This is a genomic window from Stenotrophomonas maltophilia, from assembly GCF_001676385.1.
In the GTDB taxonomy this organism is placed as follows: domain Bacteria; phylum Pseudomonadota; class Gammaproteobacteria; order Xanthomonadales; family Xanthomonadaceae; genus Stenotrophomonas; species Stenotrophomonas maltophilia_J.
Genome location: NZ_LYVJ01000003.1, coordinates 22,610 through 48,055, shown reverse-complemented (window position 1 = coordinate 48,055; position 25,446 = coordinate 22,610). Strand labels below are relative to the sequence as shown.

Sequence of the window (25,446 nt, the reverse complement as noted above, 5' to 3'; positions counted from 1 at the left end):
GCAGATGTTCGGAAGCAGCAGATCCAACCGCGAGAGCCAACTGGTGGTAGATGCCCTGATCGGCAATCAGGTGGTGATCCATGGTGACGTGGAATTCAGTGGGGGGTTGTACGTGGAAGGCCGTATCCACGGCAAGGTGATCGCGACCGAAGGCGCCAGCGCCGCGACCCTGACGGTCGCCGAGCATGGCGTCATCGAGGGCGAGATCCGCGCCCAGGTGGTGGTCATCAGCGGCCGCCTGGACGGCGATGTGCACGCCACCGAGAAGGTCGAGCTGACCCCGAGCGCGCGGGTCAACGGCAACGTGCATTACCAGGTGGTAGAGATGAATGCGGGCGCGCAGTTGAACGGCCGCCTGATCCACGCCAGCGCCCCGGTTGCGGCACTGCCGGCCCCGGACGGCCAAGAAGCCCCGGCCGGCAAGGACGATACCGCTACGCGCCGCAAGCTGGCTGAGGCGATGGCTTGAAAGCCATCGTCGGCGGCCCCATGCTGACGCCATGAGCACGCTAGTCTCCCTGCCCGGCGCCACTCCGGCCGCCGCGCCCGATTACCAATCGCTGGAGCGCCCGCTGAACTTCACCGAGTCGGCGGCCGCCAAGGTCAAATCCCTGATCCAGGAAGAGGGCAACCCCGACCTGGCCCTGCGCGTGTATATCGAAGGTGGTGGCTGCTCGGGTTTCCAGTACGGATTCGAGTTCGACGAGAACCGGGCCGAGGATGATCTGGCGGTACAGACCAGCGGCGTGACCCTGCTGGTCGATCCACTGAGCCTGCAGTACCTGATGGGCGCCGAAGTGGATTACACCGAGAGCCTGACCGGCGCCCAGTTCGTGATCCGCAACCCGAACGCGAAGACCACCTGCGGCTGCGGCAGCAGCTTCAGCATGTAACCCGGCGCGGGGCCTGCCCCCGCGCCACAAGGTGCGTGGTGCGAGCTCCACACTCACAGCGGGTTGCTGCAAAGTCTGTGGCTTGCCACCCGCATCGATTGGCGGCACGCTTGCCGGATGCTCAAGACTCCTTCGCCGCTTTCCGGTTTCGCCTTCGTCGGCGAACCGCTGGAGCGCGCCGATGCCCTGCGCGCAGATGCCGATGCACTGGCGCGTCTGTGGCCGGATGCGCGCGTTCTCGTCCTCGACCAGGATGGCAGCGCCTTCACCGGCGATGACGACCAGCCGCTCGCGCTGACCGGCGCCGACATCGGGGGCGGCCCCGGTGCCGCGATCTTCCTCGGCCTGCGAGGCGAACAGGCCTGGTTCTCGGTCGAAGCCACCAACGTCACCGTCACTGCACCACGCCGCCTCGACCTGCGCCAGGCCGCCCTGCTGTGGCCGGTGGCCGACGCGACCGCCTTCAGTTACGCCCGCGGGATGTCCTACTGGCACTCGCGCACCCGCTTCTGCGGTGTGTGTGGCAGTACCGTGGCGTTTGCCCGCGGTGGCTTCGTCGGCCGCTGCACGCAGTGCTCCACTGAGCACTATCCGCGGGTCGACCCGGCCGTGATCGTGGCGGTGGAGAACCAGGGCCGGCTGCTGCTCGGCCGCCAGTCGAACTGGGCGCCACGGCGCTACTCGGTGCTGGCGGGTTTCGTCGAACCCGGCGAGACCTTCGAGCAGACCGTGGCACGCGAAGTGCACGAGGAGAGCAAGGTGCGGGTCACCGCCTGCCAATACCTTGGTTCACAGCCGTGGCCGTTCCCCGGTGCGCTGATGGTAGGCTTCCGCGCCCAGGCCGAGGACGACCTGCCGACCGTGGACGGCGAGCTGGAAGATGCGCGCTGGTTCAGTGCTGAAGAGGTGGGCGCGGCATTGGCGCGTGATCTGGAGGACGATGGCCAGGGTATCCGGCTGTCGCCGCCGATCTCGATTTCGCGCGGCCTGATCGAACACTGGTATCGCCAGCAGGCGGGTTGAGCCCAGGCGCCCGCCGGATGGGGGTTTCCCTGTATTGCCACCACCTGAACACGCCTCGGGTTACAGTCCGTTTCACCGCTTGGGACACCGCCATGACCGGTAAGGTAGCGGCGCCGAGCGTTCTGTTTCGTAGGGAGACCCGCCATGTTCACCACCCTGGCCGCCGTGCTCGTGGCACTGGCTCTGGGCCATGTGGCCCCGGCCGCTGCCGCATCGCTGCGCCGTTTCGAGGGCTTCCGGCGCTGGCTGGGCTGGCTGGATGCGCGTGGCGGCAAGGCTTGGCAGGGGCCGGCCGGTGTCGTTCTGGCGCTGCTGCCGCCGCTGGTGCTGATGGCACTGCTGGCATGGCTGCTGCGCGGGGTGCTGTTCGGACTGCCGTCGCTGTTGCTGGGCGTGGCCGTGCTGGCCTGGTGCTGGGGGCCGCGTGACCTCGACCGCGATATCGAAGCAATCATCGATGCCGATGATGCAGCGACGCGGCAGGCGGCCGTGCGCAACCTGCAGTCGGCCGGCGGCAGCCTGCGCGAGGACGTGCCATCGCTGGTCGAAGCGACCGCGCTCAATGCGCTCCGGCGCTGGTTCGCGGTGCTGTTCTGGTTCCTGCTGCTGGGCCCGGCAGGTGCGCTGGGCTACCGGCTGTTGGCGCTGATGGCGGAAAGCCCGATGCGCGCGCGCGTGCCGGTGGAACCGCTGGCGCTGGCGCAGCGACTGCTGGGCTGGATCGAATGGCCGGTCGCGCAGCTGATGGCGTTCTCGATGGCATTGGTCGGCAACTTCGATACGGCGTGGAAGGCTTGGCGGCAGGCCCATGGCGAGCGCCTTGCCGATGGCATCGGGTTCCTGGGGGCGGTGGCGCGGGCCAGCGTCAACGCTGAACTGCGCGAGGATGCGCACGATTACACCGAGGCGGGGCTGCTGCCGGTGTGGCAGCGGCTGCCGGATCTGCGCGATGCGATGAGCCTGGTGTGGCGGATGCTGCTGTTGTGGCTGGCGGTCCTCGCCCTGCTGGTGATTGCAGGCTGGGTGACGTAGTTGTTTTGCAGGGCTTGCAGCCCTGCACCTGCAAAGGCCAAAGCCAAAGAGAACGCCAAAGCCAAAGCCAAAGCGGCTCTGGGTTGCTGAGGGTTGGGCGGGGCGGTGTGGGGCTGCAGGACACGCCGTAAACCCGTCCCTGGGGGCTCGATGGCGCCATCCATGGCGCCAACGGTCCTGCAGCCCCACGCCGCCCCACCCCCGACGGATTCCCGATGACGGATGTTCTGTAGAGCCGAGCCATGCTCGGCTCCGAGCGAGCGAAGCGAAGCGATCCGCTTCCGCTTTTGATCTTCTTTTTCTTTTCCGTGGTGGACGCACACGGAAACTGTCCGTGGCCGGGCGGGATGGGTTTGCGGGGGTGTCCGCGGCATGGATGCCGCGGCCAAGCCTCCACGGACGGATTCACGGCGTCCCCCGCAAACCCATCCCGCCCGGCCAACCCCAAGGCTTCTGCCTTCAAACGCCGCCCACCACGAGGGGCTGCGCCGTCGGCTGGAAACCTAGATCGGTGCCAGCGCGGTGAATGGCGCCCACGGCAGGTTGCGCAGCAGCGCATAGCCGGGAAGCACCCAGAGCCAGAACGTGGGATTGGCCAGTATCCGCATCAGCGGATCGAGCACACGTGGACGGATGCCGGCGACGTTCAGCAGCATCAGCAGCAGGAATGGCAGGCTGATGACCAGCAACGGGTTCATCCCCATCGCGCCGGGCAGGTCGAAATGGACCAGGGAGTACAGGCAGCGCGTGCTGCCGCAGCCCGGGCAGTACAGGCCGGTCAGCGCGTACAGCGGACAGCCCGGCAAGGGATTGCCGGCGGCATACGGATTGACGTTGCGCAACACCGCCGCAGCACCGGCGGCGAGGCCGGCAGAGGCCAGCAGCGGCGCCCAGCGGGCGAATCGGGAGCGGGCGGGAAGCGCGGACATGCAGCAACGGATCCGGCGCGGGCGCCGGATCCGTCCAGGGGCATCAGTAGCTGCTGCCGCCGCTCATGGCGCCCATGCCGCCCACGGCGACAATCAGGATGCCGTACAGCACGCCGACCACGACGGCCGCGATCGCCGACCAGATGGCCCACTTCTTGGCCTTCGCCGAGGATTCCTGCGCGCCGGCGATGTCGCCAGCCGCCAGCTTGCCGTTGACCTGGGCGGCGTAGACGATCGACACGATGCCGGCCGGCAGGCAGCAGAACAGGGTGCTCAGGATCGCCCAGACCAGATTGTTCGGGACCTGCGGAGTAGCGGTGTTCATGGGTTCAAGCTCCTTGATGGGTGGTAGTGGTGAATTACGTTTCGGAAAGAGCGCCCAGTACGGCCAAGCCGCCGAACAGCCCGAACCACAACAGCAACAGGACCGGGAGGGCCACGGCCGAAGCCACTGCCCACCAGCCCGCCTTGCGCGACGCGCTGTAGGCCCCCGGCAGGTCGCCCGCCGCGCGGCGGCCATCGACCTGGGAGGCATACACGATCGACACCACGCCCAGCGGCAGGCAGCAGAACAGCGTCGTCAGGATCGCCCAGACCAGATGGTTGGGGATGTAGACCGGACGGCTGAGCGGTGGTGGTTGATTCAAAGCGAGACTCCATTCCTCGGTGGCCGGCCATGGTGCATTGGCCGGACCTCCCCCCTGTGGGTGCGTAATCTACCTCAACCCGCGCTGCATGTATGCGGTTACAGTCAGATACTGGCGTGTATGGCCATTGACCGGGCGCTTTTGACGGGCCCCTGTAAGGAAACAGAGGCCGTGCCTGCAGGGGGAATGGGGCTGTTGCCTGGAAGGGTTACCGGCGGCCGCGCGGCCGATCAGGCGTGATCGCCACGCAGGGCCCGCACCTGGGCCTCCAGCACCGGGGCGCGGGTGGTGCGGCCATCCACCGCCGGTGCGGCCACCACCTCCACGGTGGCGCGGAAGCGGCGCGGTACGCGCATGCGGCCGAGGCGGCTGTCGCGCCGGCTCCACATGCTCGACCACATGCCGCGCAGCGCCATCGGCACCACTGGCACCGGCCGTCGTTCGAGGATCTTATCGACGCCGGACTTGAACGGCGCCATCTGCCCGTCGCGGGTCAGCGCACCCTCGGGGAAGATGCACACCAGCTCACCCTCGGCCAGCGCAGCGTCGATCTCGTCGAACGCGCGCTGCATCAGCGCCGGGTCTTCGCGTGCACCGGCAATCGGGATCGCCTTGGCGGTACGGAAGATCCAGCGCATCACCGGGATGTTGAAGATCCTGTAGTACATGACGAAGCGCACCGGGCGCGGGATCGTCGCCGACAGGATCAGGGCGTCCATGTAGCTGACGTGGTTGCAGACCAGCAGCGCAGCGCCCTCGTCGGGCACATTCGCCTCGATGCCGTGCGGGCGCAACCGGTACAGGGTCCGCACCATCAGCCAGCTGAGGAAGCGCATCAGGAATTCGGGGACGATCGTGAAGATGTAGATCGCCACCAGCGCGTTGGCGATGGCCAGCGCCAGGAACAGTTGGGGAATGGTCAGATCGAGAAGGCGCTGCGCTGCCAGGCTGATCAAGGCGGCAGCGACAATGAATCCGGAGTTCTGGATGTTCAGTGCGGCGAACACGCGCGACATCTGCGCCTTGGGGGTGCGGCTCTGGATCAAGGCAAACAGCGGCACCACGAAGATGCCCGTGAACAGGCCGATGCCGACCAGGTCGATGACGATGCGCGGGCTGCCGGGGTGCTGGAGGAACCGGCCGATGTCCAGCCCGTGTGCTACCGCCTCGCCGCTGCGGGCGAAGTACAGGTCGAGCAGGAATGCGGTCATGCCGAACGCTCCCAGTGGCACGAGGCCGATCTCGACCGTGCGCGCAGACAGCTTTTCGCACAGCAGCGAGCCGATGCCGGTGCCGACCGAGAACAAGGCCAGGGCGAAGATATACAGGGTGGGCTCGCCGCCGAGGTTGGCCACCGCGTAGGCCGGCAGCTGCGAGGTCAGCACGGTGCCGAAGAACCAGAACCAGGACACGCCCAGGATCGAATTGCGCACCGCCTTCTGCTGGCGGGCCATGCGCAGCACTGCCAGTGATTCCGGCAGCGGGTTCCAGTTGATCTTCAGGTTCGGGTCACCGGCATCGACCCTGGGAATCAGCCGCGCGGCGATGTTGCCGCAGATGGCCAGGGCAATGACCGCGCACGCGGCCACCACCGTGCCGTGGCTGCCGGCGACGGTGAACACCAGGCCGCCGACGATCATGCCGGACAGGATCGACATCGACGTGCCCATCTCGACCAGGCCATTGCCGCCGGTCAGTTCCTCGGGCTTGAGGACCGACGGCAGCACCGAATACTTCACCGGGCCGAACAGGGTCGACTGCATGCCGGTACAGAACAGTGCGACCAGCAGCACCGGCAGGCTCTGGAAGAGGAAACCGGTGGCCGCCAGCGACATGATCACGATCTCCATGGTGGTGGTGATCACGATCAGCCGTGATTTCTCCAGCTTGTCGGCGATCTGCCCGGCCAGTGCCGAGAACAGGAAGTACGGGAGGATGAAGATGGCCGGCGCCAGCGTGGCGTACAGTCCCAGCTCGTCCTCCGGCACGGCCATGAACAACAACATGCTGATGATGGCCTGCCGGTACACGTTGTCATTGAACGCACCCAGCGCCTGGACGACGAAGAACGGCAGGAAACGGCGCTGGCGCAGCAGGACGAACTGGTTATGACCGGACATGGAGCCTCCTTGACCGGCGCAGCCTAGCATTCCTGCCCATCCGTCGGGACTGCGGTGGGGTGCATCCACGCATGGCCTGGATCTACCGAAGCCCCATCGCCGTGGGTGCGGACCGTTGGTCCGCACACTGCAGGGGGCCTCAGACGATATCGTCGACCACGCCGCCATCCACCCGCAGTGCGGCACCGGAGGTGGCCGAGGCCTGCGGCGAGGCCAGGTAGACCACCATGTTGGCCACTTCCTCGACCGTGGCAGTACGCTGGATCACCGAGGACGGCCGATGCTCCAGCACGAACTCGCGGCCGATCTGCTCCAGCGGCTTGCCGCTGCGCTGGCGTTCATCTTCGAACATCGCAGCAAAACCGTCGGAGAGCGTTGGCCCTGGAAGCACCGCGTTGACGGTGACACCACTGCCGGCCACGCGCTTGGCCAGGCCGCGCGACAGCGCCAGCTGCGCGGTCTTGCTGACCCCGTAATGGATCATGTCGGCCGGAATGTTGCGTGCCGATTCGGAAGAGATGAACAACACGCGGCCCCAGCCTGCATCCACCATCGCAGGCAGCAGCGCCCGCGACAGCCGCACGCCGGACATCACGTTGGTCTGCCAGTAGCGTTCCCAGGTCGCGTCGTCGGTCTTGAAGAAGTCTTCGGGGCCGAAGATGCCGGCGTTGTTGACCAGGATGTCGATCCTGGGCAGCCCAGCCAGCAGCGTGTCGATGCCGGCCGCATCGGAAAGGTCGGCGGCGACGCCGAGCACGTCGGCGCCCGGTACCGCGGCGAGCACGCGTTGGCGTGCCCGCTCGATGCTGTCGCTGCTGCGGCCGTTGAGGATGACGCGCGCACCGGCGACCGCCAGGCCCCGTGCGATGGCCAGTCCGATGCCGGCAGTGGAGGCGGTGACCAGCGCGGTGCGCCCGCCGAGTTCGATCTTCATGGGGGAATCCGGAGCAGGAGGGGGATCCAGTATCCGCGCGCTTGCGTGATCGGAATGCCGCGCTGGATGCAACACGATGTTGCGCCGCCGGCATTGCCGAGGTCAGGCCAGACCCAGCACCGCTTCGTTGGCCGCTGCCCGCACCTTCGGCAGCATCCGCAGTACCAGTGCCATCTGCGTACGGATCAATTGCAGCTTGGGCGGCATCGGCTCGTCGATCTGCTCGAGCTCGGCCGCGACCGCACGGTCGGCATCATTGTCATCTTCGGTTACCCGCTGCCGCGCCGCCAGCGCCGTAGCCAGTTGCTGAAGCGCCTTGCGGACGCGTTCGCCGGCAGCGAGCGCCAGGGGATCGGTGGCAAAGCTGTCCACCTGGTCGCGATGCGCACCCAGCGCCGAGAGATGGCCGAGCAGGGTGTTGGACAGCGCCAGGAAATGGAAGCCGGCATCCAGGTTGCGACGCACGTGGCCGGGCTCGCGCAGCATGTTGGAAAGCGCGGTCGACAGCGCGGCGTCGGCATTGTGCATGTCGCGGCGGGCGATGCGGTAGGCCAGGTCGTCGCGCATGCCGGTGCGGTACTGGCCCAGCACGGAATCCAGGTAGCGCGCGGCGGTCTCCAGCACGCGCGCCAGCACCAGATGCAGCTGGCGGCCCTGCCAGTCGGGCAGGATCAGGAACGCAGCCGCAGCGGCGATCGCACAACCCAGCAGCGTGTCGACCATGCGCGGCACGATCAGCACGAAGCCATCGCCGATCAGGTTGAAGCAGGTCAGCGCCATTACCGTGATCGCCGCCGACGCCACCAGGTAACGGTCGGTGCGGGTGAAAAAGAACAGCAGCGCCGACAGCAACGCGATCAGCAGCTGTACGTGCAACTGCGGGAACAGCTGCAGCAGCGCCCAGGTCAGCACCAGGCCGGCGACGGTGCCGACGATGCGTTGGGCCAGGCGCTGGCGGGTGGCGCCGAAGTTGGGGCGGCACACGAACACGATGGTCAGCAGCACCCACGAGCCGTTCTGCGCATGGAACAGGCGGACTGCGGCGAAGCCGGCGATCAGTGCCAGTGCCATGCGCAGGCCATGCCGGAACAGCACCGAGCCGGGCGTGAGCTGCTGGCGCAGGCGGACGCCCATCTCGCGCAGCGTGTGCGGATTGCTGTCGCGCAGGCGGGTATCGACGTTGTCGAGGCTGGCCTCGGAGCGTTCGGCGTCCAGCAGGCGGCGCTCGATGCTGCGCAGGTTGTGCACCAGCAGGTCCAGCGAGCCGAGCAGGCGCTGCCAGTGCGGCCGCTGCTGGTCGCGCAGGTAGGCGAGCGCGTCGGCCAGGTCGAGCCCGGCCTGCTGGTTGCTTTCGCCATACACGAAGGGACGGCGCAGGCGGATTGCTTCACCCAGCCGTGCACAGGCCTGGCCCTGCAGGTCGAGCAGGCGCTGGCAGCGGTACAGCACGTCGCTGTGGAAGAACGCATCGACCAGCGCGCCGTAGGGATAATGCGAGGAGCTGGCGCGCTCATGGAAATCCTGCGCCATGTAGTACAGCCGCAGGTACAGGCCGGAGTTCACGCCGGGGCGTCCGGAGCGGCCGAAGCGGGCCAGGATCGCAGTCTTGGCTTCGTTCAACGCACCGACCACGCGCCGGTTCTGCTCGGCCAGGTCGAGCTGGCGGCGTTGCAGGTCGGCCTCGCGAACCGGTTCGAACAGCGCTGCCTTCAACTGCAGGTAACGGCCCAGCTCCTGGTACAGCCGCGCTACGCGTTCGCGCACCGGCCGGTTGGCGAACAGCGCGGCCCACAGGATCGACAGAACGCCGTACCAGGCCGCTCCAGCCAGCAGGTGGCTGACCGCTTCCAGGGCGCTGTGCAGGTCGCTGGCGCCATGCTGCTCAAGCCCGATCATGGTGTAGATCGCCAGGGTCACCGTGGCCTGGGCAATGGAGGCATAGCGCTCGCCGAGCGCACCGAGCAGGGTCAGGCCGAAGGTGGACAACGACAGGGCGGCGATGAAGACCCATGGCCACGGGAACAGCCAGATCACCGAGGCCGCAGCGATGCAGAAGCACAACAGCGACAGCAGCACCGCCTTGGCCCGGCCCCACCAGTTGTCGTCGGTCTCGGCAATGGCGCTGGCGATGATGCCCAGGAACACACCCGGCAACGCGGTGAGGGCCTCCAGCTGCCAGCACACGGCAACGGCCGTGGCCAGCGCGATCAACACCCGCAGGCCGTAACTGGCCTTTTCGTGGGCCCACAGGCGGCTGAGGCGGGATTCGCGGACGGTCATGCAGGCTCGGTGGGGGGATCTCCCACCATTATTGCGGGTGCGGGGTGAAGGGGACAGCCCGCGCGGGAATACCCCGTAGTGCCGGGCGACACTACGGTTTGCCGGGCGCTACATGTCGAACCGCACGCTCAGGGCGAGCGTGCGCGGCAGGCCGACGCCTGCATTCGACCAGTATCGGCGGTTGGCCAGGTTCTCGACGCTGGCGCGCAGGATGACCGGGTGGCCGGAGGCCAGCAGCCGATAGCCCACCCCCGCGTTGACCAAGGTGTAGCCGGGCAGCTTCAGGGTGTTGGCAGCGTCGTACCAGACGTCGCCGTAATGGCGCAGCACGGCATAGGTCTCCAGCCCATCCACCCATGGCAGCTGATAGTTGGCGTGGAGCACGCCGCTCCAGCGTGCCGCGCCCGCAGTGCGGTTGCCTTCCTGCGATGCGCTGGCGGCGGACAGCCTGTCATAGGTCGGGTCGAGCCAGGCCACGCCGCCGCCCAGCACGAATGCATCGGTCAGGTGCAGGTCAGCGCTGGCCTCGATGCCTTCGTACAGGGTGATACCGTCCTGGACCAGGCGCTTGCCGGCCGGGGTGAGTTCATCGATGTTGGCGCCACGCTCGAGCCGGAACGCCGCCAGGTTCGCATTCCAGCGTGCCGCCTCGACCTTCGCGCCGATCTCGTACTGCTTGCTGATGGTCGGGTCGAGCACGTCGCCCGCGTTGACGTAGCCGTTGCCCACGCGGCTGCCCGCTTCCAGCGATTCGATGTAGCTGGCATACAGCGTGACCGCCTCGCTGGGCTTGAACATCACGGCATAGGTCGGTGTGACCGGGTAGGTGTGGTAGCGGCCCTTGGTCTCGTAGTCGTTGTAGCGCCAACCCGCCAGTACCGACCAGCCGCTGCCGAGATCGACGGTATCGCTTGCGAACAGCGCCTGCTGCACGGTCTCGTCGCCTCGGGTCATCACCCGTGAACCGACGGCGTCGTGGCGGATGGCGTGGTGCCGGTACAGGTTGGCGCGGCCGATCAGGTTCCACTCGTAGGGACGGTCCCAGCCCAGCCCGGTCTGATGGCTGGTGCCCGCCACCACTTGATGGCGCAGGCGGCCGGTGCGGAAGCTGCCCTGCAGCATCGCCTGGGCCAGCTTCCACTCGTTCTTGCCCCCCAGTTCGTAAACGTTGACGTCGTAGTCGCCGTTGGGTGCATCGATGTAGGCGAAGATCTTGTTGACGTCGTTCCAGGAGGTGGTGACGCCGTAACTCAGGCTGGCTTTCCAGTCGCTGTTGATCTGCCAGTTCAGCGCCGTCGACAGAAGGCTGGATCGGGTGTCGTAGTAGGTGCCGGGTACGCCGTTGTCGGTATCCCCGGCAATCGGTCGCGGCAGCGATGTCAGGCCACGGAAGTAGTACTGCGGTGCTTCGCCGCTGAGATCGCGGGACTGGAACACGCCGTCCACAGTCCAGGTCAGGGCGTCACCGAACCGGGCATCCAGCGACAGGGCACCGACCTTGCGGTCAACGCGGCCACCATTGAAGGTCTCGCCCTTCTCCTGGAAGGCGTTGAAGCGGTAGCCGAACATCTGCTCGTTGCCGAAGCGGCCGCCAACGTCGATGCCGCCGCTGACGATGCCCCGTTCGCGCCAGCCCAGCTGGGTGGAGAAGGTGGGCGTGTCGGTGGGCTTCTTGGTGATGTAGTTGACGATGCCGCCGGGGGCACCGAAGCCGTACAGGAATCCGCCCGGACCTTTCAGTAGATCGACCTGTTCCATCACTTCCAGCGGCCATTCGGTACCCCAGGAAGACACCTGCAGGCCATTGACGCGATAGCTGTCGAAATTCAGTTCGATACCGCGATTGCGGATCGGCGAACTCCAGCCACTGGCATAGGCGCTGACCTGGGTGCTGACCGAGGGATCGAGCAGGAAGGCCTCGCCCAGTGACACCACCTGGCGTTGTTCGATCTGCTCGCGGCCCACGGCGGTGATCGCGAACGGAGTGTCGCGCGCGGCGCGGTCGCCCAGTGCGCCGGCGTCGGTATGGGCGCGTTCGGCGGTGACCTTCACCGCATCCAGATCGGTGGGGTTACGGCTGACGGCCGGCGCTTCGGCATGGGCAGCGCAGGCGGAGGACAGGGCGGAGGCCAGCAGGGCCAGGCGGGGAAGACGGGAAGGCAGCATCGATGATGGTCCTCGACGGACGGCCACAGGCCATCCGCCCACGGGTGAGGGAAGGGCAGTGGCTGGGATCACGCAGGCGTGCCGGGAACCGGCAGCGGGGCGCCGCTACAGGGCGCAGGACCATGGCTGGATGAGAATTGTTCTCTTTTCGTTGCGGTGCGTCAAACCCGCAGGCGTGCGGACCAGCCGTCCGCACCCACCAACCGTACCCACGGTAGTGCCGGCCGCTGGCCGGGAGATTCGCTGCACGAGGAAGCCGGCCAGCGGCCGGCTCTACCGAAGCTAGGCTCGCTGCGCGCGCTTGAGCAGCTTGGCTTCGCGCTTGCGTGCGCGGCGTGCGCGCCAACGTTCGGCCAGGCAGGAGAAGATCACATACAGCGCCGGCGTGCTGAGCAGGGTCAGGCTCTGCGAGAACAACAGGCCGCCGATCATCGCGATGCCCAGCGGGCGGCGCAGTTCGGAACCCTCGCCCAGTCCGATCGCCAGTGGCACGGCGGCCAGGATCGCCACCATCGTGGTCATCATGATCGGGCGGAATCGAACGATGCTGGCCTCGCGCGCAGCCTCGCGTGGTGCCAGGCCGTGCTCGCGCTGTGCCACCAGCGCGAAGTCGATCATCATGATCGCGTTCTTCTTGACGATGCCGATCAACAGCACGAGCGCGATCATCGAGATCACCGACAGCTCGGTGCTGGTGCCGAACAGCGCCAGCAACGCACCCACGCCTGCCGCCGGCAGCGTGGACAGGATGGTGACCGGATGGATCAGGCTCTCGTAGAGCATGCCCAGTACCAGGTACACGGTCAGGATCGCGGCGAACACCAGGACCAGCATGTCGCTGGGATCGGAGTTGAAGCCGAAGCCCGCGTCGTCGGCCAGGCGGATGTCACCGGGCATGCGCATGCCGGCCACGGTGGCGTCGATGATCGCCTTGGCTTCGCCCATGCTCACGTTCGGAGCCAGGTTGTAGCTCAGGTCCATCGTCGTGTACTGGTTCTCATGGGTGATCTGCGACGGTGCCAGCCCCGGTACCTGGGTGGCCACCGCCGTGATCGGCACCATGTCGCCGTTGCGCGCGCGCACGTACACCTCATCCAGTGCCGCTGGCGTCGCCGTCTGCGAGGGCAGCGCGTTGACCACCACGCTGTACTGGTTGATGTCGGAGTAGATGGTCGAGATCTGGCGCTGGCCGAACGCACCGTACAGTGCACCGTCGATGGCACCCACCGACACACCCAGGCGCGCAGCCTTGGCGCGGTCGATCTGGATGTTCTGGCGCAGGCCGGCATTGTCGACATCGGTTCCGACATCGCGCAGCTTCGGGTTCTTCTTCAGTTCCGCCTGCAGCCTGGGCAGCCATTCCTGCAACGCGGCCAGGTCGTTGCCCTGCAGCGAGATGCGGTACTGCGCGCCCTGGCTGGCGCCGCCGCCATCGTTGCTGGGCAGGTCCTGGATCGCACGCAGGCGCAGCTGCAGGTCGGGGTAGCGGTCGGCCTTGGCGCTCAATCGGGCCAGCGCGTGCGCGGTGGTTTCGCGGCGGCCTTCCTTGCGCGATTTCAGTTCGATGTTGAACTGCGCACTCGACCCTTGGCGGCCGCTGCCCAGGCGCACGCCCACGGTCTTCACCGCCGGGTCGGCCATCAGCATGTCAGTGATGCGGCGCTGGCGGGCCACCATGTCCTCGAAGGAGACGGTGGCGCTGGAATTGGCGCGGCCCCAGATCAGGCCGGTGTCCTGTGGCGGGAACGCGCCCTTCTTCACTGCGCCGAACAGGAAGATGGTGACGCCGATCAGGATCAGTGGGGTCAGCGACAGCAGCAGCGCATGCCGCAGCGAGAAGTCGAGGAACACGGTGTAAAGGCGCAGCATGCGCGCGTGGCCGGCATCCAGCCAGCGGCCGAAGCGCGACGGCGGCGCCTTGTGGTCGTGGGCGCTGAGGAAGCGGCTGCACAGCGCCGGGGTCAGCGTCAGCGAAACGATCATCGAAACCACGATGGCCGCCACCAGGGTGACGGTGAACTCGCGGAAGAACGCGCCCATCATGCCGCTGGCGAACAGCAGCGGAATGAATACCGCCACCAGCGAGGCGGTGATCGAGACGATCGTGAAGCCGATCTCGCGTGCACCGGCCAGTGCCGCCTGCATGCGCGGCATGCCCTCATCGAGGTGGCGCATGATGTTCTCGATCACCACGATCGCGTCGTCGACCACGAAGCCGATCGCGATCACCAGTGCCAGCAGGCTCAGGTTGTTCAGGGTGAAGCCCATCACGTACATCACCAGCGCCGCACCGGCCAGCGACAGCGGCACGGTGACGGCTGCGATCAGGGTGGGCGCCAGCCGCCGCAGGAACAGCGCCATGGTCAGCACCACCATCGCCAGGCTGATCAGCAGCGTGATCTGCACTTCATGCAGCGACGAGCGGATGGTCGGAGTGCGGTCGAAGTAGGGCGTCAGCGTGGTGCCCGGCTGCAGGTAGTCGCGCAGGGCCGGGATCTGCGCCTTGACCCGGTCCACCGTCTCGACGATGTTGGCGCCGGCCCGAGTGAACACGTACATCACCACCGCCGGCTTGTGATCGAACCAGGCGGCCTGGTAGGCGTCCTGCTGGCCATCGTAGACGTTGGCGATGTCCTTGAGGCGGATCACCCGGCCATCGCCCTGGGTCTTGACTACCAGGTCGGCGAAGTCGGCCGCGCGTGCCACCGAGTCGTTGGCGATGATCGCGGTGGTGGTGTTGCCGTCGCTGAGGAAGCCGGTGGGCGAGGTGACATTGGCCGCGCGCACGGCATTGCGCAGGTCATCGGCGGTCAGGCCCAAGGCGTTCATCAGGCGCAGGTTGACATCGACGCGCACCGCAGGCGTCGAGGCACCGGCGATATCGACCGAAGCGACGCCGCTGATCTGGCGGATGCGTTGTGCCAGCAGCGAATCGGCGACGTTGTACAGCTCGTCTGCCGATTGCGTCTGCGAGGTCAGCGCGATGGCGATCACCGGGTCATCGTTCGGGTTTGCCTTCTGGTACATCGGCGAACCCATGCCCGAGGGCAGGTCAGCCTGCGCCGAGTTGATCGCGGTCTGTACGTCCAGTGCGGCCGAATCGATGTCGCGGCCGCTCTGGAAGATCATGAACACCAGCGAGCTGCCTTCCGAGCTCGATGAACGCATGCGGTCGATGCCCGGCAGCTGGCCGAGGTGGCGCTCCAGCGGCGCGGTGACCGTGGAGGCCATGGTCGCCGCATCCGCGCCGGACTGGCTGGCGTGCACGAAGATCACCGGGATCTCGATGTTCGGCAGCGCCGACACGCCCAGGCGCAGGTAGCAGATCAGGCCGACCATGAACAGGCCGATGGCCAGCAGGGCGGTGCCGATCGGACGGCGGATGAAGGGACCGGACAGGTTCATCGTGCGGCCGCCCACGGCAGCGGGGCGTGGATCATGCCTGCGGCTCCTGCAGCGAACCATCGCGCAGCGCACGCTGCTCGCGGCGGCGCGCCAGCCACTCCGAGAAACGTTCCATGTACAGGTAGATCACCGGCGTGGTGTACAGCGTCACCAGCTGCGACAGCAGCAGGCCACCGACGATGGCGATGCCCAGCGGGCGGCGCAGTTCCGAGCCGATGCCGGTGCCCAGTGCCAGCGGCAGCGCGCCGAGCATGGCCGCGGCGGTGGTCATCATGATCGGTCGGAAGCGCAGCAGGCAGGCGCGGCGGATCGCTTCGTGCGCGTTGGCACCCGCGCGGCGTGCCTCGATCGCGAAGTCCACCATCATGATGCCGTTCTTCTTGACGATGCCGATCAGCAGCACGATGCCGACGATGCCATCCACCGACAGGCTCAGCCCGCACAGCATCAGCGCCAGCAGCGCGCCGACACCGGCCGGCGGCAGCGTGGAGATGATCGTGATCGGATGGATGTAGCTCTCGTACAGCACGCCCAGCACGATGTAGATCACCACCAGCGAGGCCAGCAGCAGCCACACCACATCGGTCTGGCTGCCGGTGAACTCGGCGGCCTTGCCGATGAACTCGGCATGCAGGTGGGCGGGCATGTCCAGGCTGTCCTTGGTCTCCTGGATCGCGCGCACGGCTTCGGACAGCGAATAGCCCGGCGCCACGTTGAACGAGACCGTCACCGCCGGCAGCTGCTGCTGGTGGCTGACCACCAGCGGCGCGCTGCTGACCTTGCCTTCGGCCAGTGCCGACAGCGGGATGATGTTGCCGGCGCCGACGGTGATGCCGGTGTTCTGCGCGCCGATGCCGGTGGCGGTCGAGGAGTTCGACGAGGTGACCTGGCCGAAGCTGGTGGCGTTGGTGCCGGTCAGTGCGCCGGCGCCATTGGACGCCACCGCCAGCTGTTCCATCAATGCAGTGCTGGTACGGAATTCCGGTGCCACTTCCAGCACCACCCGGTACTGGTTGAGTTCGGTGAAGATGGTCGAGATCTGGCGCTGGCCGAATGCATCGTAGAGCGTGTCATCGATGGTCTGCATCGGCACGCCCAGCACGCTGGCCTTGTCACGGTCGATGTTCAGTTCAAGCGCGCGGCCCTGGTTGGACAGGTTGTTGTCGACGTCGGCCAGCTCCGGGCGCTTGCGCAGTGCCTCGGTCAGGCGCGTGGCCTGGGTCGCCACCGTCGCCGAATCCACGTCTGACAGCGAGTACTGGTACTCGGTGGCGGCCACGCGGGTATCCAGGGTCACGTCCTGCACCGGCTTCAGGTACAACGCAACGCCTGGAATGCCGGCCACCGCCTTCTGCAGGCGCGGCAGGATCTCGTCCAGCCCGTCACGCTGGCTGCGTTCCTTCAACACGATCGACAGCTGGCCCTGGTTGAGCGTGGGGTTCATGCTGCCGGCACCGATGAAGGCCGACACGCCGGTCACGTCCGGATCCTGGCGCAGCGCTTCGGCGACCTGCATGGTCCGCTGTTCCATCTGCGGGAAGGCGATGTTCTGGTCGGCCTGCACCACGCCGGTGATCAGGCCGGTGTCCTGTTCCGGCAGCAGGCCCTTGGGAATCAGGATGTACAGCAGCACGGTCAGCACCAGTGCGCCGCCGGCCACGGCCAGGGTCAGGCGCTGATGGCCCAGCACCCAGTCCAGGCTGTGTTCGTACAGGCCGACGGTGCGGGTCCACAGGTTCTGCCTGCCGGCGGCCGCTGCGCGCTCATGCGCGTCCTCGCCTTCGGGCAGGGCATCGGGCTTGAGCAGGTAGGCGCACATCATCGGGGTCAGCGTCAGCGAGATCAGCATCGACAGCACCACGGCGATGCTCAGTACCCAGGCGAACTCGTGGAACAGGCGGCCGGTGACGCCGGGCATCAGCAGCAGCGGCAGGAACACCGCCACCAGCGAGACGGTCAGTGAGAGCACCGTGAAGCCGATCTGGCGCGCACCGATCTCGGCCGCTTCCTTGCCGCTCTTGCCCTGCTCGATGTAGCGCACGATGTTCTCGATCATCACGATCGCATCGTCGACCACGAAGCCGGTGGCGACCACCAGCGCCATCAGCGAAAGGTTGTCCAGCGACATGCCGGCGAACGCCATCACCGCGAAGGTGCCGGCCAGCGACAGCGGCACCGCCACCGAGGGAATGATGGTGGCCCACAGCCGGCGCAGGAACACGAAGATCACCGCCACCACCAGGCCGATGGTGAGGATCAGGGTGAACTGCACTTCATGCACCGACGCACGGATGGTCTCGGTGCGGTCGTTGAAGACTTCCAGGTGCACGTCGGCCGGCAGCACGCCCTGCAGCTGCGGCAGGATCGCGCGGATGCGCTCGACCGTCTGCACGATGTTGGCACCGGGCTGGCGGCGCACCTCCAGCAGCACCGCCGGCTTGCCATCGGCCCAGGCCGCCAGCTGGTCGTTCTCCACGCCATCAACCACCTCGGCCACGTCCGACAACCGCACCGGGCGGCCATTGTTGTAGCTGATGATGGTGTCGCGGTACTCGGCGGCGCTGGCCAGCTGGTCGTTGGTGCCGATGCTGTAGGACTGCGTCTTGCCGTTCAACGAACCCTTCGGCGCGTTGACGTTGGCCTGGGTCAGCGCGCTGCGCAGCTCTTCCAGGGTCAGGCCCATGTTCGACAGCTGCGCCGGATTGACCTGGATGCGCACGGCCGGGCGCACATTGCCTGCGATCGAGACCAGGCCGACGCCCTGCACCTGCGACAGGCGCTGGGCCAGGATCGAGTCGGCATAGTTGTTGACCTCCCGCAGTGGGCGCGTGTCCGAGGTCAGCTTCAGGGTGACGATGGCCGCGTCGGCCGGATTCACCCGGTTGTAGACCGGCTGGTAGGGCAGCGACGAGGGCAGGGTGGCCTGGCGGATCGCCGCCTGCACGTCCTGAGCGGCGATGTCGATGTCGCGGTCCATCGAGAACTGCAGGATGATCGTCGACAACCCCGCCGACGAGTCGGAGGTCATCAGCTCCAGCCCGGAGATCTGCCCGAACTGGCGCTCCAGTGGCGTGGTGACCAGCGAGGCCATGGTGGTGGCGTTGGCCCCCGGGTACTGGGTGGTGACCACCAGGCTGGGTGCATCGATTTCAGGCAGCGCCGACACCGGCAGCTTGCGATAACCGAGGATGCCGAGCAGCAACAGGCCCGCCATCAACAGCGAGGTGGCGATCGGGCGGCGGATGAAGATCGTCGAAAAGCCCACGGACTGATCCTTGCTGGCACTTCAATGTCGGCGCCGGCAGGTTCGCCGGCGCGAGGGAAATCGGCAGCCTGCGCTCAGCGCGGGCCACCACCGCGACGGCCACCGCCGCCCGCGTTCTTCTGCTCGGCCGCCTTCAGTTCGGCCTCGGTCGGTGCGGCCGGTGTCTCGCCCGGCTTCAGCGCGGTGACCTTGCTGCCCGGCTTCAGGCGGAACTGGCCTTCGCTGACTACCCGCTCGCCGCCCTTCAGGCCTTCGGCGATCTGCACCTGGCTGTCACCCACTTCCACGCCGCTGCGCACGGCCTGCATCTTCACCGTGCTGTCGCCCTGCACGACGTAGACGTACTCACCATCCGGGCCTCGCAGCACGGCCTGGGTGGGAATGACCACGCCGCCGGCGATCGTGCGCAGTTGCATGCGCACGTTGACGAACTGGCCGGGCCACAGGCCGTTGCCGGTGTTGTCGAACACGGCGCGTGCCTTGAACGTGCCGCTGTCGGCACTGATCAGGTTGTCGATCACGTCGAGCTTGCCGTCGCCGGCCAGCACGTGCGAATCGGCGCGGTCCAATGCAGCCACCGGCACCGTGCCCGCGGCCTGCGCCTGGCGCACGTCGCCAAGCTGGCGCTCGGGCAGGTTGAACAGCACGTGGATCGGATGGATCTGGGTCAGCGTGACCAGTGCCGTGCCGGCGTTGGCCACGTTGCCGGCATCGACCGCGCGGATGCCCGCGATGCCGGAAATCGGCGCAGTGACCTTTGTGTACTGCAGCTGCACCTGCGCCGAGCGCATGCTGGCTTCGTTTGCCGCCACCGCGCTTTCATACTGTGCCACTTGGTTTCGTTGTGTATCCAGGTCGGTCTTGGCGACGTACTGGCGATATTCCGGTGCGTTCGAGCGCTGGTAGTTGGCGCGTGCGGTAGCCAGCAGGGCTTCGTTCTGGCGCTTGGCCGCTGCGGCCTGGTCATAGCTCGCCTGCGCGGTGCGCGGGTCGATCACCGCCAGCACATCGCCCTTCTTGACCTCCTGGCCCTCGCGGAAGTTCAGGCTCATCAGCTGGCCGCCGACCTGCGGACTGACGGTGACGGTGTTCATCGCGGTCACCGTACCCAGCGCGCTGGCATAGACCGGCACGTCCTGGCGCATGGCATCGACCACGGTCACCGGCACCGGACCGGCATCCGGGTCTTCGCCGCCCTGGCGCGCGCCCGCCGCGGGTTTTCCAGCCTTGTCCTTGCCTCCACCGGCGACGCGCAGGCCGACCACAGCCAGCACCAGCACCGCCACGACCAGCAGCACGATCTTCCAAACACGTGACATTACGAGGGACTCCAAGAGGACTGGACCGGGCAGGGCCGGGGGCAATGCGCAAAGCATACCTGTGCCACATCACGTTTCCTGCATGACGGATGGGACGGGCGCTAAGACCCGACCCAGGCGGAGAGGTTCCCGTGGCGGCAGTGTTGCCCTACATTCAGCTGGAGCCCCTTGTTGTGGAGACCATGATGCGTCGTTCGCTGCTGCTGTCCGCCCTGCTGCTGGCCCTGCCGGCCCTTGCCCACGCCCAGGACGGGCAGCGCCCGGAAGTGAGCGCCGCCGCCCAGCGATTGCAGGCCAGGGTGATCGAATGGCGCCGTGACTTCCACCAGCACCCGGAACTGTCCAATCGCGAGTCACGGACCTCGGCCGAAGTCGCCAAGCACCTGCGCGCGATGGGCCTGAAGCCGAAGACGGGCATCGCCCACCACGGCGTGGTGGCGATCATCGAGGGTGGCAGGCCCGGTCCGAAGATCGCGCTGCGCGCGGACATGGACGCGTTGCCGGTGACCGAGCAGACCGGCCTGCCGTTCGCCTCCAAGGCCACCGACCAGTACCGCGGGCAGACCGTGGGCGTGATGCATGCCTGCGGCCACGACGCGCATACCGCGACCCTGCTGGGCGTGGCCGAAGCGCTGGTGTCGATGAAGAAGGACCTGCCGGGCCAGGTGATGCTGATCTTCCAGCCGGCCGAGGAGGGTGCACCGCCACCGGAAGAGGGTGGGGCCGCGCTGATGCTGAAGGAGGGGTTGTTTGCCGGCTTCAAGCCCGAGGCAGTGTTCGGCCTGCACGTGTTCTCCAGCGTGCAGGCGGGGCAGATCGCCGTGCGGGGCGGCCCGTTGATGGCCGCCTCGGACCGTTTCGGCATCAAGGTGATCGGCCGCCAGACGCATGGTTCGGCGCCCTGGAACGGTGTTGATCCGATCGTCGCCACCGCCGACCTGGTGGGTACCGCGCAGACCATCGTCAGCCGCCGCGCCAACCTGTCCAAGCAGCCGGCAGTGCTGACCTTCGGCGCGATCAACGGTGGCATCCGCTACAACATCATTCCCGATGAAGTGGAAATGGTGGGTACCATCCGAACCTTCGACGAAGGCATGCGCCAGCAGATCTTCGCCGACCTGCGCAACGTGGCCGAGCACACCGCGGCTGCGCATGGCGCGAAGGCGGTGACCGACATCTACGAGTCGGAAGGCAACCCGGCCACGGTGAACGACCCGGCGCTGACCGCGAAGATGCTGCCGAGCCTGCAGGCGGTAGTGGGCAAGGACAACGTATACGAGCCGCCGCTGCAGATGGGCGCGGAGGACTTCTCGCTGTACGCGAAGGAAGTGCCGGGCATGTTCTTCTTCGTCGGTTCCACCAGCGTGGGCATCGACCCGGCGACGGCGCCGGCCAACCATTCGCCGAAGTTCCTGCTGGATGAGAAGGCGCTGGATGTCGGGTTGAGGGCGCTGCTGCAGGTGAGCCTGGATTACCTGCACGGTGCCGGCACGCCTGCGGGGTGAGGGTTTCCGGCAGGGCTTGCAGCCCTGTACCCGCTTGAATCAACGGCAACGTCAACGGCAAAAAGGGAGCTGAATTTCTGTTGGTTGGGCGGGGCGGTGTGGGCCTGCAGGACACGCCGTAAACCCGTCCATGGGGGCTCGATGGCGCCATCCATGGCGCCAACGGTCCTGCAGGCCCACACCGCCCCACCTCCGACAGGTTCACGCGCCTGTTGGTAGGTGTCGACCTTGGTCGACACGGCAGACGTCATGGACGTCTGAAGGATCGGCTTTTGATCTTGATTTTTCTGATCTTTCCCGTGGTGGTGCAGGAAACTGTCCGTGGCCGGGAGGGTGGGTTGGCTGGGGGCGTGAGCCGCATGGATGCGGCGACCGAGCTTACATGGACGTACTTGCAGCGGCCCCTAGCCAACCCACCCTCCCGGCCGACCCCGAGATCGTGCCTGAACCACCGCGGAGGGGCTTCGCCGTTGGCCGGCCCGGCCGAAGGCCCGCCCCGCCCGCGATACAATGAAGCCCATGAACACCCCACAGGATTCCAGCCTCGGTCGCGAGGTCAGTTACCCGTCGCAGTACGATCCCGGCCTGCTGTTTCCCATCCCCCGCAGCGGCGCCCGCGCCGAGATCGGCCTCGATGACGCCGCGCTGCCGTTCGTCGGCCACGACCGCTGGCATGCCTTCGAACTGAGCTGGCTCGACCCGCGCGGCAAGCCGCAGGTGGCCGTGGCCACCGTGCAGGTGCCCTGCACCTCGCCGCGCCTGATCGAATCGAAGTCGTTCAAGCTGTATCTCAATTCCCTCAACAGCACCCGCATCGACAGCGCCGAGGCACTGCGTGCGCGTATCGTCGCCGACCTTTCGGCCTGCGCCGGCGCGCCGGTCCAGGTCGAGTTCGGCCTGCCGGGCCTGCGCGAGGTGCCGCTGGGCGAATCCATCGATGGGCTGGACGTGGAGATCGACTGCTACGGTCCGCCGCAGGCGGGCTTCCTCGCCGCCGATGTAGGTGAGGTGGTGGAGGAAACGCTGGTGTCCGCACTGTTGAAGTCCAACTGCCCGGTGACCGGCCAGCCGGACTGGGCCACGATCAGCCTGCGTTACTGCGGGCCGAAGATCGATCGTGCTGGCCTGCTGCGCTATCTGGTCAGCTACCGCGAGCATGCCGAGTTCCACGAGCAGTGCGTTGAGCGGATCTTCAGCGAGGTGTCCGCGCGCTGCCAGCCGCAGTGGCTGGAAGTAGAGGCCCGCTACACCCGCCGGGGGGGCCTGGACATCAACCCCTGGCGTGCCAGTCCGGGCATCGCCGCCCCGGCCGCGACCTACCGCGAACTGCGCCAGTAAGCGCCGCGGGCGATTACATCAGGTAGCGCCAGCCGCTGGCCGGCACCTGCGTGGAACCCACGTTCAGGACAAGCCGGCCAACGGCCGGCACTACCGGGTACCCGCGATTGTTCAGCCGCCCCCGGGGGCGGCTTCACATCTGCACCATCCCCATTTAACAACTGCCGTGTCAACGTGCGAGCCACGTAGTCATGCAGACGGGAGTTGTGGATGAGTACCGAGAAGAAGGCCGATTTCTCCGGCGTCAGCAGCAGCGTCGACAGTACCGCCCAGCAGGTGCCCAAGGCGGACTTCTCCGGCGTCAGTGCTTCGGTGGACAGTACCGCCGACGTTGTGGGCGGCGGCACCTACACCGTGCAGAAAGGGGACTCGCTGTCGAAGATCGCCAAGCAGCATCTGGGCGATGCCAATGCATGGAAGAAGATCTTCGAAGCCAACCGCGATGTACTCGATGACCCGGACAAGATCTTTCCGGGCCAGACCCTGAAACTGCCGCCGAAGTGAGCCGGCGCTCGCACGCCGTCCGACAATCCCTGGGAGGAACCCCGAATGATCAAGACCACCCCGCTCCAGACCGCCCTCATCGCCGCCCTGCTGGGCAGTGTTGCCCTGGTCGGTTGCAAGAAGAAGGAAGAGTCCACTGACAACAATGCCGCTCCGGCCGCGACCACCCCGGCCGAACCGGCGGCGCCGGCACCGATGACCGGTGCACCGCCGCCGATGACCGAGACCGCTGCGGTCAGCGTCTCCGCGGTCACCGTGGGCAAGACCGCCGCCGCTGACAAGTCCGTCGCGCCGACGGCCCTGTTCGCTCCGAAGGACGACATCATCGTCTCGGTCAAGACCGACGGCGCCGCCAACAATGCCAATGTCGGCGCAAAACTGACCTTCCAGGATGGCCAGGTGGCCGGCGAACAGAGCGCTACGCTGAATACCAGTGGTGCGGAGACCACCAACGTCACGTTCAAGAATGCAAAGGGCTGGCCGGCCGGCAAATACCGCGCCGAAGTCACCGTCGATGGCAAGGCGGCTGGAACGCCGCAGGAGTTCGAGGTCAAGTAAGCCCTGCCGACTCTCTCCCGGCAGGGCTCACGATGGACGCAGCCGCAAGGCTGCGTCTTTTTTGTCAGCCGCGTGCGGGGGCGTCCGGCGCGGTGGCGGGTGCCTGGCGCGCGGTTTCGGCAGCCTGCTGGGCCGAGAGCTGCGCACGGGCGGCGAAGTCCTGCCCCTGCGGCGAGGCCAGCAGGTCGCGCATTGCCGTGGACAAGTTGTCGCCACCACCGTCGCGCGCGCCCGCAAGCAGGGCGTCGACGCCGCCCCGGGCCGGGTGCACGTCCCCGGTGTTCGAGGACAGTACCGGATACTTCGGATCACGCAGCTTCTCGATCTGCTCCGGCGTCGTCATGCGGTTGTCGATGCCTGGCTCGAGCACTCCGCCGAAGTCCCGGACCGGCACGCCCATGATTTCGCCGAGAGTGCGATACGTGGAATTGCTGTTCACCGTTTCCCCGAACACCTTGAAGCCATAGTTCGGATAATCCAGGTCCAACTGGTTGAGCTGGCCCTGGGCGGCCACCGCCGCATTCCAGCGCCCGAGTATTTCTTCCTTGCTTCCGGTCAGCGCGGTCCTGTGCTGCTGCCCGTCCTGGATGTAACTTTCGGCCGTGGGCCTGATGCCGTGTTCGGCCGCGAACTCCTTATCGTGCGCAAAGTGCCACACGCGCAGGGAGTGCTTCTTCTCGTCAGTGCCGATCGGCACGGCACGCTGGGTCTCGCGGTCGGTGGCCAGGCCATGCAATTCGGCCAGCGCCTTGCCCTGCGGATCGCGCAGGACCCAGAAATCGTGGCTGCCGACACCGGCCACTGACAGCGACCGGGCTTCAATCGAATATCCGTCTGGCATGCATCCTCTCCTTAGATGATGTCTACGCGGGCCTGCCACGGCCTGCGCCGTGCCCGAAGTTCCCTCAGGGGGTCGCCAGGCACTGCGTGAAGCCTTCTTCGAACGTCTTCAGGCCGGCCTCGACCCCCTGGTCGACAAAGTAGGCGCCAGCGCCCCGGAGGCGCAGCGAAACCGAGCCGGATTCGGGGTCGTGCTGCAGGTGCAGGCGGAAGCCGCTGACGTTGTTTTCGGGGAAGTTGCCCGTTTCCAGCACCCCGTGCTGCATGTCCTCCCGGGTCACCTTGTGATCCCAGAGCGCCTCCTCCTCGCCGAGCTGCGCCAAGCGTTTCCGGGCGCATTCGAAAACCCTCCCGGTCGGTGTCTGGGGAGCGATCTTCAGGGTCCTGGAAGCTTCGGGAACCGCGTGGGCGGAGTCAGACATCGCGCATCCTCCTGATGCAAGCATGGCCAAGAACAACGTTGCGGCTGACGGCAGCCGGGGTGTCAACATGACGACGATCCTGTTTCGTCCATTCCGCGCGGAATATACGCGGAACCAGGGTTAAGGGCGCATGAGCGCGGCTTCCTGGCGGCGACCTGCGCCCTGCGGGGACACACCGTTGCAGTACCGCCGCGTATGGGATGGCTTTGCCCCGCGCGGCTGAAAACGCGACAATGCGGGGGTTTCCCCGCCGCGCGCCCACCCTG

The 25,446-nt window shown here is 67.0% G+C and carries 20 protein-coding genes; 8 read left to right on the top strand and 12 right to left on the bottom strand.

Annotation, left to right across the window (positions count from 1 at the left end; translation table 11 throughout):
* Positions 1 to 4 precede the first annotated feature (4 nt).
* The 4 genes from A9K58_RS04335 to ampE all read left to right on the top strand — a co-directional run bounded on the left by A9K58_RS04335 (position 5) and on the right by ampE (position 2,948).
* Positions 5 to 469, top strand: coding sequence for a bactofilin family protein (locus tag A9K58_RS04335; protein ID WP_065198183.1), 465 nt, complete (start codon positions 5 to 7; stop codon positions 467 to 469).
* A 31-nt stretch (positions 470 to 500) separates the two neighbouring features.
* Entirely contained in the window at positions 501 to 893 is a 393-nt protein-coding gene (gene erpA / locus A9K58_RS04330; RefSeq protein WP_005411302.1) for an iron-sulfur cluster insertion protein ErpA, read from the top strand.
* Positions 894 to 1,010: 117 nt separating this feature from the next.
* Complete coding sequence (gene nudC / locus A9K58_RS04325) at positions 1,011 to 1,916, top strand: NAD(+) diphosphatase (protein ID WP_065198182.1); 906 nt, start codon at positions 1,011 to 1,013, stop codon at positions 1,914 to 1,916.
* A 144-nt stretch (positions 1,917 to 2,060) separates the two neighbouring features.
* Positions 2,061 to 2,948, top strand: coding sequence for a regulatory signaling modulator protein AmpE (ampE, locus tag A9K58_RS04320; protein ID WP_065198181.1), 888 nt, complete (start codon positions 2,061 to 2,063; stop codon positions 2,946 to 2,948).
* A 503-nt stretch (positions 2,949 to 3,451) separates the two neighbouring features.
* Here ampE and A9K58_RS04315 read toward each other — a convergent pair.
* The 10 genes from A9K58_RS04315 to A9K58_RS04270 all read right to left on the bottom strand — a co-directional run bounded on the left by A9K58_RS04315 (position 3,452) and on the right by A9K58_RS04270 (position 20,013).
* Positions 3,452 to 3,877, bottom strand: a complete 426-nt coding sequence (locus tag A9K58_RS04315) for a DUF2752 domain-containing protein (protein ID WP_065198180.1) — start codon at positions 3,875 to 3,877, stop codon at positions 3,452 to 3,454.
* Positions 3,878 to 3,920: 43 nt separating this feature from the next.
* Positions 3,921 to 4,202 (bottom strand): CD225/dispanin family protein, encoded by a 282-nt coding sequence (locus tag A9K58_RS04310; protein WP_065198179.1) that lies wholly within the window; start codon positions 4,200 to 4,202, stop codon positions 3,921 to 3,923.
* Positions 4,203 to 4,236: 34 nt separating this feature from the next.
* The gene (locus A9K58_RS04305) at positions 4,237 to 4,524 is read right to left on the bottom strand and encodes a CD225/dispanin family protein (RefSeq protein WP_065198178.1); all 288 of its coding nucleotides are present in this window, start codon (positions 4,522 to 4,524) and stop codon (positions 4,237 to 4,239) included.
* A 230-nt stretch (positions 4,525 to 4,754) separates the two neighbouring features.
* Complete coding sequence (locus A9K58_RS04300; RefSeq protein ID WP_065198177.1) at positions 4,755 to 6,644, bottom strand: MFS transporter; 1,890 nt, start codon at positions 6,642 to 6,644, stop codon at positions 4,755 to 4,757.
* A 139-nt stretch (positions 6,645 to 6,783) separates the two neighbouring features.
* A complete protein-coding gene (locus A9K58_RS04295) occupies positions 6,784 to 7,578 on the bottom strand; it encodes an SDR family NAD(P)-dependent oxidoreductase (protein WP_065198176.1) in 795 nt (264 codons plus the stop codon).
* 102 nt (positions 7,579 to 7,680) lie between these two features.
* On the bottom strand, positions 7,681 to 9,858 hold the full coding sequence (gene yccS, locus A9K58_RS04290) for a YccS family putative transporter (RefSeq protein WP_065198175.1): 2,178 nt from the start codon (positions 9,856 to 9,858) through the stop codon (positions 7,681 to 7,683).
* A 108-nt stretch (positions 9,859 to 9,966) separates the two neighbouring features.
* Positions 9,967 to 12,024: a TonB-dependent siderophore receptor gene (locus A9K58_RS04285; RefSeq protein ID WP_065198174.1), complete on the bottom strand. Its 2,058-nt coding sequence runs from the start codon at positions 12,022 to 12,024 to the stop codon at positions 9,967 to 9,969.
* Positions 12,025 to 12,306: 282 nt separating this feature from the next.
* Positions 12,307 to 15,429 carry an efflux RND transporter permease subunit gene (locus tag A9K58_RS04280; protein WP_065198443.1) on the bottom strand — a complete coding sequence of 1,041 codons (3,123 nt, stop codon included), beginning with the start codon at positions 15,427 to 15,429 and terminating at the stop codon, positions 12,307 to 12,309.
* 31 nt (positions 15,430 to 15,460) lie between these two features.
* On the bottom strand, positions 15,461 to 18,694 hold the full coding sequence (locus A9K58_RS04275) for an efflux RND transporter permease subunit (protein ID WP_065198173.1): 3,234 nt from the start codon (positions 18,692 to 18,694) through the stop codon (positions 15,461 to 15,463).
* A gap of 74 nt (positions 18,695 to 18,768) precedes the next feature.
* A complete protein-coding gene (locus A9K58_RS04270) occupies positions 18,769 to 20,013 on the bottom strand; it encodes an efflux RND transporter periplasmic adaptor subunit (RefSeq protein WP_065198172.1) in 1,245 nt (414 codons plus the stop codon).
* A gap of 185 nt (positions 20,014 to 20,198) precedes the next feature.
* Here A9K58_RS04270 and A9K58_RS04265 point away from each other — a divergent pair, with 185 nt between their 5' ends.
* The 4 genes from A9K58_RS04265 to A9K58_RS04250 all read left to right on the top strand — a co-directional run bounded on the left by A9K58_RS04265 (position 20,199) and on the right by A9K58_RS04250 (position 23,918).
* A complete protein-coding gene (locus tag A9K58_RS04265; RefSeq protein ID WP_065198442.1) occupies positions 20,199 to 21,518 on the top strand; it encodes a M20 family metallopeptidase in 1,320 nt (439 codons plus the stop codon).
* Between the two features lie 519 nt (positions 21,519 to 22,037).
* Positions 22,038 to 22,856, top strand: coding sequence for an NADPH-dependent 7-cyano-7-deazaguanine reductase QueF (queF, locus tag A9K58_RS04260; protein ID WP_065198171.1), 819 nt, complete (start codon positions 22,038 to 22,040; stop codon positions 22,854 to 22,856).
* A gap of 210 nt (positions 22,857 to 23,066) precedes the next feature.
* Positions 23,067 to 23,360 (top strand): LysM peptidoglycan-binding domain-containing protein, encoded by a 294-nt coding sequence (locus A9K58_RS04255; protein ID WP_065198170.1) that lies wholly within the window; start codon positions 23,067 to 23,069, stop codon positions 23,358 to 23,360.
* 45 nt (positions 23,361 to 23,405) lie between these two features.
* The gene (locus A9K58_RS04250; protein ID WP_065198169.1) at positions 23,406 to 23,918 is read left to right on the top strand and encodes a hypothetical protein; all 513 of its coding nucleotides are present in this window, start codon (positions 23,406 to 23,408) and stop codon (positions 23,916 to 23,918) included.
* A 64-nt stretch (positions 23,919 to 23,982) separates the two neighbouring features.
* Here the strand turns inward: A9K58_RS04250 and A9K58_RS04245 are convergent, their stop codons facing one another.
* Positions 23,983 to 24,759 (bottom strand): hypothetical protein, encoded by a 777-nt coding sequence (locus A9K58_RS04245; protein WP_065198168.1) that lies wholly within the window; start codon positions 24,757 to 24,759, stop codon positions 23,983 to 23,985.
* A gap of 64 nt (positions 24,760 to 24,823) precedes the next feature.
* On the bottom strand, positions 24,824 to 25,180 hold the full coding sequence (locus A9K58_RS04240; protein ID WP_081283969.1) for a hypothetical protein: 357 nt from the start codon (positions 25,178 to 25,180) through the stop codon (positions 24,824 to 24,826).
* Between the last annotated feature and the right edge of the window lie 266 nt (positions 25,181 to 25,446).

What these genes read in the sequence shown, in the direction of transcription:
- A9K58_RS04335 (WP_065198183.1), top strand. Translation starts at nt 5, where the DNA reads ATGTTCGGAAGCAGCAGATCCAACCGCGAGAGCCAACTGGTGGTAGAT.
- erpA (WP_005411302.1), top strand. Translation starts at nt 501, where the DNA reads ATGAGCACGCTAGTCTCCCTGCCCGGCGCCACTCCGGCCGCCGCGCCC.
- nudC (WP_065198182.1), top strand. Translation starts at nt 1,011, where the DNA reads ATGCTCAAGACTCCTTCGCCGCTTTCCGGTTTCGCCTTCGTCGGCGAA.
- ampE (WP_065198181.1), top strand. Translation starts at nt 2,061, where the DNA reads ATGTTCACCACCCTGGCCGCCGTGCTCGTGGCACTGGCTCTGGGCCAT.
- A9K58_RS04315 (WP_065198180.1), bottom strand. Translation starts at nt 3,877, where the DNA reads ATGTCCGCGCTTCCCGCCCGCTCCCGATTCGCCCGCTGGGCGCCGCTG.
- A9K58_RS04310 (WP_065198179.1), bottom strand. Translation starts at nt 4,202, where the DNA reads ATGAACACCGCTACTCCGCAGGTCCCGAACAATCTGGTCTGGGCGATC.
- A9K58_RS04300 (WP_065198177.1), bottom strand. Translation starts at nt 6,644, where the DNA reads ATGTCCGGTCATAACCAGTTCGTCCTGCTGCGCCAGCGCCGTTTCCTG.
- A9K58_RS04295 (WP_065198176.1), bottom strand. Translation starts at nt 7,578, where the DNA reads ATGAAGATCGAACTCGGCGGGCGCACCGCGCTGGTCACCGCCTCCACT.
- yccS (WP_065198175.1), bottom strand. Translation starts at nt 9,858, where the DNA reads ATGACCGTCCGCGAATCCCGCCTCAGCCGCCTGTGGGCCCACGAAAAG.
- A9K58_RS04285 (WP_065198174.1), bottom strand. Translation starts at nt 12,024, where the DNA reads ATGCTGCCTTCCCGTCTTCCCCGCCTGGCCCTGCTGGCCTCCGCCCTG.
- A9K58_RS04280 (WP_065198443.1), bottom strand. Translation starts at nt 15,429, where the DNA reads ATGAACCTGTCCGGTCCCTTCATCCGCCGTCCGATCGGCACCGCCCTG.
- A9K58_RS04270 (WP_065198172.1), bottom strand. Translation starts at nt 20,013, where the DNA reads ATGTCACGTGTTTGGAAGATCGTGCTGCTGGTCGTGGCGGTGCTGGTG.
- A9K58_RS04265 (WP_065198442.1), top strand. Translation starts at nt 20,199, where the DNA reads ATGCGTCGTTCGCTGCTGCTGTCCGCCCTGCTGCTGGCCCTGCCGGCC.
- queF (WP_065198171.1), top strand. Translation starts at nt 22,038, where the DNA reads ATGAACACCCCACAGGATTCCAGCCTCGGTCGCGAGGTCAGTTACCCG.
- A9K58_RS04255 (WP_065198170.1), top strand. Translation starts at nt 23,067, where the DNA reads ATGAGTACCGAGAAGAAGGCCGATTTCTCCGGCGTCAGCAGCAGCGTC.
- A9K58_RS04250 (WP_065198169.1), top strand. Translation starts at nt 23,406, where the DNA reads ATGATCAAGACCACCCCGCTCCAGACCGCCCTCATCGCCGCCCTGCTG.
- A9K58_RS04245 (WP_065198168.1), bottom strand. Translation starts at nt 24,759, where the DNA reads ATGCCAGACGGATATTCGATTGAAGCCCGGTCGCTGTCAGTGGCCGGT.
- A9K58_RS04240 (WP_081283969.1), bottom strand. Translation starts at nt 25,180, where the DNA reads ATGTCTGACTCCGCCCACGCGGTTCCCGAAGCTTCCAGGACCCTGAAG.